Consider the following 11,951-nt stretch of genomic DNA (forward strand, 5'->3'; position numbering starts at 1 on the left):
TTCGAGAGGACCGGCCTTGTTCGACCACCCCATCCTGCCGACAACTATCGTCGGAAGCTACCCCCAGCCTGACTGGCTGATCGACCGCGAGCGGCTGAAGGCCAGCCTGCCTCCGCGCGTGCGCGCCGAGACGCTGTGGCGCATCCCCGAACCCTGGCTCGCCGACGCGCAGGAAGCGGCGACCCTGATGGCTATTCGCGATCAGGAAGAGCTGGGCATCGACATCGTCGGCGACGGCGAAATGCGCCGCGAAAGCTATTCGAACCGGCTCGCGACCGCGCTGTCGGGGATCGACCGGGATAAGCATGGGACGGCGATCGACCGTACCGGCAACGCGAATCCCGTGCCGCTCGTTTCGGGTCCGATCCGCCGCGTCGCGCCGATCGAAGCACAGGATGCCGCTTTCCTCCGCCGCCACTCGGCCAAGCCCGTAAAGCTTACCCTGCCCGGCCCCTTCACAATGACTCAGCAGGCCGAGAACGGCTATTATCCCGATCTGCGGTCGCTGGCGATGGACTATGCCGATGCGGTCAATGCCGAGGTGAAGGATCTGTTCGCGGCGGGCGTCGACGTGGTCCAGCTCGACGAGCCTTATCTGCAGGCGCGTGCCGCCGAGGCGAACAGCTATGCGATCGAGGCGATCAATCGCGCGCTCGATGGCGTCGGCGGCACGACCGCGCTGCACATCTGCTTCGGCTATGCGATGGTGCATCATGGCGCGGGTGCGACGGGGCCGAAGCCCAAGGCTTATGACTTCCTCGCCGAACTGGAAGCGTCGGCGATCGACGTCATTTCGATCGAAGCGGCGCAGCCGGGGCTCGACCCCGCGATCCTCGCCGAACTGCCGACCAAGACGATCATGTACGGCGTGCTCGACCTGTCGATTCCCGAGGTTGAAACACCCGAAGTCGTCGCCGGACGTATCCGCGAGGCGCTGCGCTATGTCGACGCCGAACGACTTTGGATCGCGCCCGATTGCGGGATGAAATACCACAGCCGGGAGCATAGCCAGGCGAAGCTGAAGGCGATGGTCGATGGGACGGCGATGGTGCGTGCGGAGTTGAAATAAATCTTACCCGACAATTTGAGCATTTAGTTCGTCATTGCGAGCGAAGCGAAGCAATCCAGAGTGGCGTTGACCGCCCTGGATTGCTTCGCTTCGCTCGCAATGACGGCGGTTAGGCGTCGAAAAACCGGCTTAGCAACTCAGCCACCACCTCGGGCACCTCGACCGTGGGCAAATGCCCCACGCCCGGTACGACCTCCAGCCGCGCGCCCGGGATTGCGTCCAAGATTTCGTCATGATGCGCGCGGCTGGTGATGCCATCCTTCTCGCCCCAGATCAGCAGCGTCGGCACGGCAATCTCACCCAGCCGCGGGCGGCTGTCGATGCGCGCCATGATCGCGCGCTGCTGCGCAAGGAAAGTGTCGGCGCCGGTATCGGCGGCCATCGTCCGCGCGATGGTCAGGAATCGTTCGTCGTGCCGCCTTTCTTCTGGAAACAGGATCGGAATCCGTTCCTCGACGACCTGATCGAATTGACCGTTTGTCACGAGGTCGATGTAGCCCTGCCGCCGCGCGGTCTGCGCCGGACCATCCGCCGACGCGAGCGTCGAGATCAGCGCGAGCTTCGCCACACGCTCCGGCGCGCGGCGCATCACTTCGAACGCGACGAAGCCGCCCATCGCGTGACCGACCAGCACAAATTTCGGCGGTGCGTTGTCGAGCAGGCGCTGCGCAAAGCCTTCGATCGTGTCGTCGCGGCTATTGTCGGCGACGATCACGTCGCGGCCCGGCCATTGGTCCAGCAACGGCTGCCACACGGCATCAGTCAGAAGCTGACCCGTAATCAAAACGATAGGAAGCGACATTCAGACCACCTGATGAAGTAGCGCTTCGCCTGCGGCGAGGCGGCGGCAATTTTCATGCGCCACGGAAAGGCTGCGCACCAGCGTTTCGGGGGTGAGCCAGGCGATATGCGGTGCCAGCACTGCATTCGGCAGACTCAGCAGCGGATTACCCCGCGGCAACGGCTCCTCGCCGAACACATCGAGCCCTGCGCCGAGCAAATACCCCGTCGTCAGCGCTTCGATCAACCGCGCTTCGTCGACCAGTTCGCCGCGCGCCGTGTTCACCAATATCGCGCCCTTCTTCATCGCGAACGGGTCGATCGATCCGCGTGTGTCGTCGGTCAGCGGGATGTGCAGCGAGACGATGTCGCTTGTCGCGAGCAGGCGATCGAGCGGCATAAATTCATACGCCACGTCACGCGGGCTGCGCGCGGTATAGACGACCTTCGCGCCCAGCGCTTCGAGGACGGGCGCCAGCCGCTGCGCCGAATTGCCGAACCCGACCAGTCCCACCGTTCGCCCCGCGACTTCGCCGACGCTGTCGAGTTCGGAAGGGTCGGCGGTCCACCCCTCCCCCAGCCGCGTCCGCGCATCGAAAAAACAGGTCCGCCGCAGCACCGCCATCATCAGCGACAAGGCCATTTCGGCGACCGCCTGGCTGTTCGTCCCCGGCATGTTGCACACCGCGACGCCATGTTCACGGGCGGCATCGAGCGCGATGGTGTTCACGCCGACACCGAGCTTCTGGATCAGTTTCAGCTTCGGTGCCGAAGCGATGAAATCGCCCGTCACCGGCGTCAGCACATGGAGCAGCGCGGTAATCTCTTCCGCCACTTCGTCGAGCGATGCGGCCTCGTCGACATGCGTCACCACGCCGGCGCCAAAGATCCTGTCGACCGCCTCGCGAAACCCCGGGCTCGGGCGTGCGTGCAGGACGATCATGCCGCCACGGCCCCGATCGATCCGGCGAAGGCCGAGAAGCCGGCGAACACCGCGTCGCCGCCCATCGCTTCCTCGATCCGCAGCATCTCGTTCCACTTCGCCATGCGTTCGGACCGGGTGAAGCTGCCGACCTTGAGCTGCCCCGCGTTCCAACCCGTCGCAAGATGCGCGATGGTGACATCCTCGCTTTCACCCGACCGCGCCGAGACGATTGCGCCCCAACCGAGAGCGACCGCGGCATCGAGCGCCGCCTTCGCCTCGGTCACCGTTCCCACCTGATTGACCTTGATCAATGCCGCGTTGCACACCGCCGCCTCGCCCGCGCGTTCGACGCGCGCGGCGTTGGTGACGAGTACGTCGTCGCCGATGATCTGGACGCGATCGCCGATGGCCGCAGTGACCGCCGCCATCGTCGTCCAGTCGTCCTGCCCCGCCGGATCCTCTATCGACAGGATCGGATAGCGCCCCGCCCATTCGACGATGCGCGCCGCCATCTCCTGTCCCGAGAGGCGCCCGTCGTCGAGCGCGAGGTTATAGCCGTCGGCATCGCCAAGCTCGTTCGCCGCGATGTCGAGCGAGATGAACACCTCATCGCCGGCGCGATGCCCACTCGCCTCGATCGCCTTGGTCAGCGTGTCGAGAGCATCCTCGTTCGACGCGAAGTTCGGCCACCAGCCGCCCTCGTCCGCGACGCCCGAGAGCGGACCTTTCGCCTCCATCAGCTTGCCCGCGGCGCGATACACATCGTCCGTGATTTCAAGCGCGCGGCGAAAGCTTCCGGCCTTTGGGCACATGATCATGAAATCCTGCACATCGGTGCGCCGCCCGGCGTGAGCGCCGCCCCCGAATATCTGGATTTCGGGGAGAGGGATGCGCACCTTGGCGTCGCCCGCGAGATAGCGCCACAAAGGCAACCGCGCATCGGCAGCGGCAGCGTGGAGGACCGCCATCGACACGGCGACGACGGCGTTGGCGCCAAGCCGCGCCTTGTTGGGGGTGTTGTCGAGCGCGCAGAGCGCCGCGTCGACCGAAGCCTGTTCCCGCGCGTCCATGCCGGCGATCGCGCTTGCGATTTCCGAACCGATCCCGGCGACCGCGCGATTGACGCCGAAGCCGCCAAACGCATCGCCACCATCGCGCAGGTCTATTGCCTCATGCGCACCGCGCGAGGCGCCCGCCGGGGCGATCGCCCGGCCCACCGCGCCCGATTCCAGCACCACCTCGGCCTCGACGGTGGGGCGGCCGCGCGAGTCCCAGAGCTGGCGGCCGGTGACGGAGGCGATACGCGAAGTCATGCAAGATTCCTTTTCCAGTTGGCGAGGAGCGCGTCGATCGATTGCGGCGCGAGGACGAGCGCCCGCGCCTGATCGCGCACGATGCGCCGATGTTCGGGGTCGGTCAGATATTGTGCGGGCGACTTGCCCTCCACGCGCGCGAGCAACAGCGCGGCGGTGAGCCCCCCGGCGCGTTTCAGCAAGCCGTCCGCGTCTTCCCAATCGATCCCCGCCCGATACGCATCGACGAGCAGGCCGGCCGCCTGCTCCAGCCGAAGATCGTCGAGCCATACCGCCTTGAGCAACAGGTGCGTCGCACAGAAAGCGAGATCGAACGCCGGATCGCTGTAGACAGCGCATTCGGCGTCGAGGAAGACCGGCCCATCGGGACTGACGAGGATATTCTTGGGGCTCACGTCGCCATGCACCAGCGCAACCTTGCGCGCGACGAGATCGTCGGCGAGCGCGTTCAGCGCGGGCGCCAATTCGGTGTCCTTGCGTGCGACATGTAGCAGGAAGGGATCAACGCGCAGCGCGCGGAACATCTCGTCGTTCGGAAAGGCGTCGCGGTCGGCCGCGTTGTTCGCCGTCGCGGCATGCACGGCCACGATCCCGCGCCCCACCGCGGCGGCAAAATCGCCATCGATGCGGCCCGCGACCAGTTCGTCTTTCCACACCGGGCAATCAGGCAAAAAGCGCATCGCGAAGGCATGACCCGTGGGAAGCTCGGCGAGCACTTCGGGTGCGATCCACGGGTCGACATCCCGCGCGCGCTTCAGCCAGCGCACCTCGGCCTGACCGCGTTCGATCGGCGCATGCCATTCGGCGGCGACGCGAAGCTGCGGCAGCGGGCGCTTGACAACAATCGGGCCCGAGGGCGTCTCGACCTTCCATACGTCGCAGGACACGCCGCCGGTCAGCGGTTCGAGAACGACATCGCCCTCGCCCGCCAGTCCGGCGCCGCGCAATTCACGGACGATGTCGACGTCGGCCGTCACGTCACAGCTTCTCCCTAATCCAGGCGCCAACAAGATCGGCCGCATTCTGGCGTTCGGCGATCGAATCCTCGAAATAATGCGCGCCGGGTATCAGTTCGAGTTTCTTGTCGGTCGATCCAAGGAAGTCGAAAATCTTGCGCGCGTCGCTTGGAAAGACGCCGGTGTCGGCGAGGCCCTGCACGACCAGCGCGGGCGTGTCGTGCTTGGCGAGGTGCGGCTGCCCCTGGCACGGCGAGGTTTCGAGGCTCCACATGTTAAGCCAGGTCTTCAGCGTATTGGCGCGCCCGATGCTCGGCGTGCGGTTCGCGACTGCAGGGTCGCCGCGATAGCACCAATTGGGTTTGCGGTCCGACGGGTCGATGGCCGGATCGACGCAGCGGATATCGCCCCAGCAGCGGAACATGGGGAAGATGCGATCGGGGATGCCGGCGGCATTCAGCCGCGCGAGTTCAGCCTTTGCCCAATCCGTGATGCGCTGGTTGCGCGCGCGCTGGCCGGCACGATATTTTGCGATGAACGCGTCCGAATAGGGTGGGCCGTTATCGGGATTGAACGGGTCGAGTTCGGGATCGGTCAGTGTCGGGTCAGTCTCGTCGATCACCGACGCGTCCATCCAATCGGTGAGCACCTCGGGGCGGCCCTGATGCGCGTTGAAGCTGATGTAGAGATCGCCCTTGATAAGGCTTGCGAGCGCATCCTGCCCTGCCGACGGCAGCCGGTCCGTCAGCGTCGGCGCGATCGCTTCGGCCTGATAGGCGCCCATCAGCGACCCGCCGCCCGAATTGCCGAGGATGACGATCTGCTCGACCCCAGCCTCCTCCTTCAACCATTTCATGCCGACGCCGATGTCGAGAACGGCGTGCTCGAGCAAAAACTGATCCTCGAACCCGCGATAACGAGTGTTCCAGCCCAGGAAGCCGAAGCCCTGTCGCGCAAAATAGGGAGCGATATAATGCTCGGCGAAATCGACATTATAGTGCGTCGCGATGATCGCGACCTTCGGGCGCTTCCCCGCCTCGGTCCAGTAAATGCCCTGGCACGGGTGTCCGCCCGCCTGAATCCTCGGCGCCGTCGGCGACACCAGCCCGACAAATCGCGCGTCCAGTCCCTCGATCCCGTTCGGGTCCATCATCATCTCTCCTGATTATAGATATTGTTCAGCGGGTCACTTCGAAGGGCAGCGTGTAACCGTCCAGCCCCGCGCGGATCGCCTTCTTGTCCATCTTTCCTGTCGGCCCAAGCGGGATCTCCTCGACGAACAGCACATCGTCGGGCATCCACCAGCGCGCGATCTTGCCGTCGAGATACGCCTTGAGATCGTCGGCGCAGGCATCGGCGCCGTCCTTCAGTTGACAGAGCAGGATCGGCCGCTCGTCCCATTTCGGATGCGCGACGCCGACGACCGCGGCATTGGCGACGGCATCGTGCCCCATCGCGATATTCTCGATCTCGATCGAACTGATCCACTCGCCCCCCGACTTCACGACGTCCTTCGCGCGATCGGTGATCTGCATATAGCCTTCGCCGTCGATCGTACTGACGTCGCCGGTGTCGAAGAATCCCTCGGCATCGAGCACATCGCCGCCCTCGCCGCCATAATAGGCGCCCGCGATCGTCGGCCCTTTGACCATCAGTCGCCCGGGCGTCTTGCCGTCGTGCGGCAGGCGATTGCCGGCATCGTCGACAAGCTTCATCTCAAGCCCGCAGAGCAGCCTGCCCTGCTTCAGCTTATATGCCATCTGCTCGCCCTCGGGCTTCGCAGCGACCGCGGCATTGGGCACCGATACCGTACCGAGCGGCGAGGTTTCGGTCATGCCCCAGCCTTGGATGACATCGACGCCATAATCGTCGCGGAAGGTGCGGATAATCGACTCGGGGCATGCCGAACCGCCGATCGTCACCCGCTCCAGTGTGGTGAAGCGCTTTCCATTTTCCTGCATATATTGCAGCAGCATCTGCCACACTGTTGGCACGGCGGCCGAATAGGTCACGCCCTCTTGCTCGATCAGATTATAGATAGATTCGCCGTCCATTCGCTGCCCCGGCAGCACCAGTTTGGCGCCGACCGCGGGCGCCGAATAGACGACGCCCCATGCATTGGCATGATACATCGGGACGACGAGCAGCACCGTGTCGCGCGCCGAGAGCGCGAGCGCGTCGCGCTGCAACGTCATCAGCGCGTGGATATAGTTGGAGCGGTGCGAATAGAGCACGCCCTTGGGATTGCCCGTCGTGCCGCTGGTATAGCAAAGCCCGCACGCCGCATTCTCATCGAACCCGCCCCATATATATTCGCACGGCTGACCGGCGATCCAGTCGTCGAAGGCGGTCGCGGCAAAGCTGGTTTGCGGCATCGACGCGGCGTCGCAGAAAAAGACCACCTTCTCGATCGACGGCACCTGGGGAAGCAATTGCTCGACCAGCTCGGCGGTAGCGGGGTCGGCGATGAGCAGCCGGTCGCCGGCGTGGTTTGCGATATAGGCGATCTGTTCAAGGAACAGCCGCGGATTGAGCGTGTGAAGCACCACTCCCATCCCCGCCGCACCATACCAGGCCGCCAGATGACGCGCGCCATTCCACGCCATCGTCGCGACGCGGTCGCCGCGCTTGATTCCCTCGGCCGCCAGCGCATTCGACACGCGCTTTGCGTCGGCATGAACATCGGCCCAGGTCGATCGGGTTACGTGCCCCTCCGCATCGCGCGACACGATCTCGCGCGCGCCGTGCCAGTTCGCTGCATGGTCGATGATCCGGTCGACCGTCAGCGGCACATTCTGCATCAACCCGTCCATGCGATCCTCTCTCCCTTATCGCTTTAATAGATAGTATGCTAAGTATTTCCCGATTGCAACGCCGCTCTGCCTTGCTTCGGCCTTCCCGCTCTTCTAGCGTGGCGCCGTCGGCATCCCGCCGGCAACGGGGCCAACATAGCGTCATATGCGCACCAACCAGCTTATCATCGCGCTTTTTCAACGCTTCTGCTGGCTTGACGAGGGACTTCAGGCGCGGCTGCACGATCACGGCTGGCCCGACGTCAACCGCCCGCAATCGATGGTCATGACCAATATCGTCAGCGGCATCGTGCGCCCGTCGGACATTGCGCGCAACCTCGGCGTATCGCGGCAGGCGATCCACAGCACGATCGGCCAGATGGTAAAGCTGGGCATCGTCCAACTTGAGGTCGATCCCGAGGACCGCCGCCATATGATCGTTTCGTTGACCGGCCTCGGCGCGCGCATGCGCAAGGATGCGCAGCGCTCGATGGACGCGCTCACCGCACAGATCGCCGCGCGGCTGGGGCAGGACAGGTTCGATGCGCTCCTCGCCGCGCTCGAGGCCGACTGGGGCGACAATATCGAACCTGCCCCCGTCTCCCGGACTACGCACAAAGCCTAGGCAGCGAGCGCTTTCGCCACCGCCACCAGACGCCCGGCAGTCATGTCGACAAGCGATGCGGGAAGCGCTTCTTTCAAGCTGCCGTCCTCGGCAAAGGCGGCGTGGGCGTTGGGTACCACCACCTGTTCGGGAATCACGAGCATCTGGATCGTCGACAGGATCTGGCGCAGGTGCATCAAGCCGCGCAGCCCCCCGAACGGACTGATCGAGGCCGACATAATCGCCGCCGCCTTGCCGCGATAGGCAGACAGCGCGACAAGCCCCTCGTCGCCGGTTGGGCGCGATGCCCAGTCGATGGCATTCTTTAGCAGCGGCGATAGCGAGCCGTTATATTCGGGAGAGACGAAGAGCAGCCCGTCCTGCGCCGCGAACAGCTCTTTGAGCCTCAGCGCGTCGGGCGGAAAGGCATTGGCCTCAAGCGCGGCGGAATAGAGCGGCAGATCGAACGCCGCCAGATCGACCCGCGTCACGTTCGCGCCTTGAGATTCGAGACTGACTGCGGCGAGGTCGCCCAAGGCGCGGTTGAATGATCCTTCGCGGACGCTTCCCGCGATGACGGCAATGCTGGTCATTTTCCCTCCCGAGCAATATAGTTAGAATACTAACCTATTGTCGCTTCGCGAGGCAAGTTGCAAGCCGTCAGGCCTTGATATCCGACAGTACCGAAAGTTTCTGCGTCTCTTCGGCCAGATTGCCGATCACACGGCGCATCAGACCTTGCAGCACTTCGACCTCCTCGTCGGTCATCCCCTTGGTCGCGATCTCGTGAATCTCGGCGTTCATCGGGGCGAGAATCAGTTCGAGCTTTTTGGCGTGCGGAGTCAGGTGGATGAAGGTCTTGCGGCGATCGTCGGTCGTCTTCTTGCGCGTGATCAACCCGGCCTTCTCCAGCCCCTTCAGCGCGACGACCGTCGTCGGTTCACGCATGCCCACGCGCTCGCTGAGCTCGCGCTGCGTAATCCCGTCCTCGCGCCACAGCTGGCGCAGGAAACGCCACTGCCCCGCCGACACGTCGTGCGTCAGCGTGCGCCGTTCGAGGAGCCGCGAAAAGGAACGAAAGACGACGCGCGCCAGATATCCGATGCTGTTCTCAGGATCGGTATAATATTCGGCCGGATGCCGATAATCCTGTGTTTTCTTTACCAAAATCCTGCTCCCCTGTCGCGAGCTCCGACACCGGGCGCCAGCCCGCGCAAGAGGGAACCTTAGGACGCGAAGATTCGCGCGGCAACCATCTTCATCGCCATCTTGGATCGTATCCCCCTTCCAACCCCGCGATAATGTTGGACAAGATCGAGCGACTCATTTACTTAGAATACTAAGTGAATGGAGTTAGCGTGCAGGAATTTATCCGGATACGAGCTGGTGCGGCGCCCTTGCCGCTTGCCAATGTCGACACCGACATGATCATCCCGGCGCAATATATGAAGGCGCTGACCCGTTCCGGCCTTGGCAAGCACCTCTTTCAGGAGTTGCGGTTTGATCGGAACGGCGCGGAGCGGGACGACTTCATCCTAAATCAGCCGCAGGGCCGAAAGGCGCAAATCATCGTCGCCGATCGCAATTTTGGCTGTGGCTCCTCGCGCGAACATGCTGTGTGGGCGCTCACGGACTTTGGCTTTCGCTGTGTCATAGCGCCGAGTTTCGGCGACATCTTCGCCGGCAATGCGCGCAAGAATGGCCTGTTGCTGATCCGCTTGCCCGACGAAGCATGTACGCGCCTGCGGGAAGAAATCGCGCTTGCGCAATATGCGCCGATCGAGGTCGATCTGGCGGCGCAGCAGATCCGCCTTGCATCGGGCGAAACGATCGCGTTCGACATCGATCCCGACGACCGCCGCATCCTGATGGAGGGGCTTGACGATATCGAACGTAGCCTGCGCCACGCCGATGCGATCGCGCGGTTCGAAGCGGCGATCTAGCCGAGCATTTCGGGCGACGCGATATGGCCCGCAATCGCGCTTGCGGCGGCGAGCGCGGGGCTCATCAAATGCGTGCGTCCACCGCGTCCCTGACGGTTCTCGAAATTGCGGTTCGAGGTTGCTGCGCAGCGCTCGCCCGGCTGCAGCCGGTCGGCGTTCATGCCGACACACATGGAGCACCCCGGTTCGCGCCAGTCGAAGCCCGCGTCGCGTAGAGTGTCGGCGATGCCCTCCGCCTCAGCCTGCCGCTTGACCAGCCCCGACCCCGGCACGACCATCGCGCGGATATGTGGCGCGACACGGCGGCCGCGAACAACTTCGGAGACGATGCGCAAATCCTCGATCCGACTGTTGGTACAACTGCCGATGAAGACCCGGTCGAGCCGTTGACCCGCGACCCGGGTACCCGGCGCAAGCCCCATATAGACAAGGGCCCGCTCGGCCGATGCCCGCGCATCGGAGTCGGCTAGTGTTGCAGGATCGGGCACATGGCCGTCGATCGCGACGACCTGTGACGGATTCGTCCCCCAGCTTACCATCGCCCGAACGTCGCGTGCATCGATGGCAAGCTCGCGGTCGAAAAGCGCATCGTCGTCGCTGGTGAGAGCGCTCCACCGGGCCATTGCGGCATCCCAGCTATCGCTGCGGGGAGCGGCCGCGCGGCCCGCGAGATATGCAAAGGTCGTCGCATCTGGCGCGACGAGCCCTGCGCGCGCGCCCATTTCGATGCTGAGGTTGCAGAGCGTCATCCGCCCCTCCATCGACAGCGCACGGATCGCCGTCCCGCAATATTCGATCACATGCCCGCCGGCACCGTCGACCCCGATCAGGCCGAGCAGGTGGAGCGCCAGATCCTTGGCATGGACATTCCGCGCAAGCGTGCCATCGACGATCACGCGCATGTTGCGCGACCGGCGCTGGCGGATCGTCTGCGTCGCCAGTACATGCTCGACCTCCGACGTCCCGATCCCAAAGGCGAGCGCGCCGAAAGCGCCGTGCGTCGAGGTATGGCTGTCGCCGCAAACGATCGTCATTCCCGGCTGCGAGCGCCCCTGTTCGGGTCCGACGACATGGACGATCCCGCCGCGCGGATCGCCCATCGGGAAATTCTCGATCCCGAACCGCCGCGTATTGTCGACCAACGCTTCGAGTTGGGCCCGCGCCTTCGCATCGGTCACGCCGGCCAGTCCTGCCGTCTGGCCGGCCGTCGGCACATTATGATCGGACAGCGCCAGCGCCCGTTCCGGCCGCCGCACCGTTCGGCCCGCAGCCGCCAGCCCGGCAAAGGCCTGCGGCGAAGTCACTTCATGGAGCAGGTGCAGATCGATGTAGAGCAGGGTTTCCCCGTCGTCGTCGGCGACGGCATGCGCGTCCCAAATCTTGTCATAGAGGGTGCGCGGGGGCGGCATTGTCATTCTGTGCAAAACCCTGCCCTCAAAGTCCGATCGTCGAATTCCGTCACCACTTACCCCCGAACATCGCCCGCATATATACTTAGATATCTAAGTTATTATCGCGAGACGAAGAGCGGAGCAAGAATTTTCGGGGTTTCCGGCGCGGCCTTGCGGG

General features: G+C 64.2%; 12 protein-coding genes. 3 read left to right on the forward strand and 9 right to left on the reverse strand.

Annotated elements, in window-relative coordinates; genetic code table 11:
- Window positions 1-16: 16 nt before the first annotated feature.
- Window positions 17-1,069 carry a cobalamin-independent methionine synthase II family protein gene (locus SC1_RS12995; protein WP_062182329.1) on the forward strand — a complete coding sequence of 351 codons (1,053 nt, stop codon included), beginning with the start codon at window positions 17-19 and terminating at the stop codon, window positions 1,067-1,069.
- 109 nt (window positions 1,070-1,178) lie between these two features.
- Here SC1_RS12995 and SC1_RS13000 read toward each other — a convergent pair whose 3' ends face one another.
- Genes SC1_RS13000 through SC1_RS13025 form a run of 6 tightly spaced genes read right to left on the reverse strand, consistent with a single transcriptional unit; the run spans window position 1,179 to window position 7,856 of the window.
- A complete protein-coding gene (locus tag SC1_RS13000; RefSeq protein WP_062182333.1) occupies window positions 1,179-1,871 on the reverse strand; it encodes an alpha/beta fold hydrolase in 693 nt (230 codons plus the stop codon).
- Window positions 1,872-2,792 carry a 2-hydroxyacid dehydrogenase gene (locus tag SC1_RS13005; RefSeq protein ID WP_062182335.1) on the reverse strand — a complete coding sequence of 307 codons (921 nt, stop codon included), beginning with the start codon at window positions 2,790-2,792 and terminating at the stop codon, window positions 1,872-1,874. It abuts the gene before it with no gap.
- On the reverse strand, window positions 2,789-4,087 hold the full coding sequence (gene eno, locus SC1_RS13010) for a phosphopyruvate hydratase (RefSeq protein WP_062182336.1): 1,299 nt from the start codon (window positions 4,085-4,087) through the stop codon (window positions 2,789-2,791). Before eno ends, SC1_RS13005 begins: the two co-directional genes overlap by 4 nt.
- Window positions 4,084-5,064, reverse strand: a complete 981-nt coding sequence (locus tag SC1_RS13015) for a phosphotransferase family protein (protein WP_238586685.1) — start codon at window positions 5,062-5,064, stop codon at window positions 4,084-4,086. Before SC1_RS13015 ends, eno begins: the two co-directional genes overlap by 4 nt.
- A 1-nt stretch (window position 5,065) precedes the next feature.
- Window positions 5,066-6,196, reverse strand: coding sequence for a lysophospholipase (locus tag SC1_RS13020; protein WP_238586686.1), 1,131 nt, complete (start codon window positions 6,194-6,196; stop codon window positions 5,066-5,068).
- A 25-nt stretch (window positions 6,197-6,221) separates the two neighbouring features.
- The gene (locus tag SC1_RS13025; RefSeq protein ID WP_062182342.1) at window positions 6,222-7,856 is read right to left on the reverse strand and encodes a long-chain-fatty-acid--CoA ligase; all 1,635 of its coding nucleotides are present in this window, start codon (window positions 7,854-7,856) and stop codon (window positions 6,222-6,224) included.
- Between the two features lie 145 nt (window positions 7,857-8,001).
- Here SC1_RS13025 and SC1_RS13030 point away from each other — a divergent pair, with 145 nt between their 5' ends.
- Complete coding sequence (locus SC1_RS13030) at window positions 8,002-8,460, forward strand: MarR family winged helix-turn-helix transcriptional regulator (protein ID WP_062182344.1); 459 nt, start codon at window positions 8,002-8,004, stop codon at window positions 8,458-8,460.
- Here the strand turns inward: SC1_RS13030 and SC1_RS13035 are convergent.
- Window positions 8,457-9,032, reverse strand: a complete 576-nt coding sequence (locus SC1_RS13035; protein WP_062182347.1) for an NADPH-dependent FMN reductase — start codon at window positions 9,030-9,032, stop codon at window positions 8,457-8,459. The two genes, SC1_RS13030 and SC1_RS13035, sit on opposite strands and share 4 nt — an antisense overlap.
- Before the next feature lie 67 nt (window positions 9,033-9,099).
- Window positions 9,100-9,606 carry a MarR family winged helix-turn-helix transcriptional regulator gene (locus tag SC1_RS13040; RefSeq protein ID WP_062182350.1) on the reverse strand — a complete coding sequence of 169 codons (507 nt, stop codon included), beginning with the start codon at window positions 9,604-9,606 and terminating at the stop codon, window positions 9,100-9,102.
- 191 nt (window positions 9,607-9,797) lie between these two features.
- Here SC1_RS13040 and leuD point away from each other — a divergent pair, with 191 nt between their 5' ends.
- Window positions 9,798-10,382 carry a 3-isopropylmalate dehydratase small subunit gene (gene leuD, locus SC1_RS13045; protein ID WP_062182353.1) on the forward strand — a complete coding sequence of 195 codons (585 nt, stop codon included), beginning with the start codon at window positions 9,798-9,800 and terminating at the stop codon, window positions 10,380-10,382.
- Here the strand turns inward: leuD and leuC are convergent.
- Window positions 10,379-11,791, reverse strand: coding sequence for a 3-isopropylmalate dehydratase large subunit (gene leuC / locus SC1_RS13050; protein ID WP_062182356.1), 1,413 nt, complete (start codon window positions 11,789-11,791; stop codon window positions 10,379-10,381). The two genes, leuD and leuC, sit on opposite strands and share 4 nt — an antisense overlap.
- Window positions 11,792-11,951: the final 160 nt, after the last annotated feature.

The organism is Sphingopyxis sp. C-1 (assembly GCF_001047015.1).
Lineage (GTDB): Bacteria > Pseudomonadota > Alphaproteobacteria > Sphingomonadales > Sphingomonadaceae > Sphingopyxis.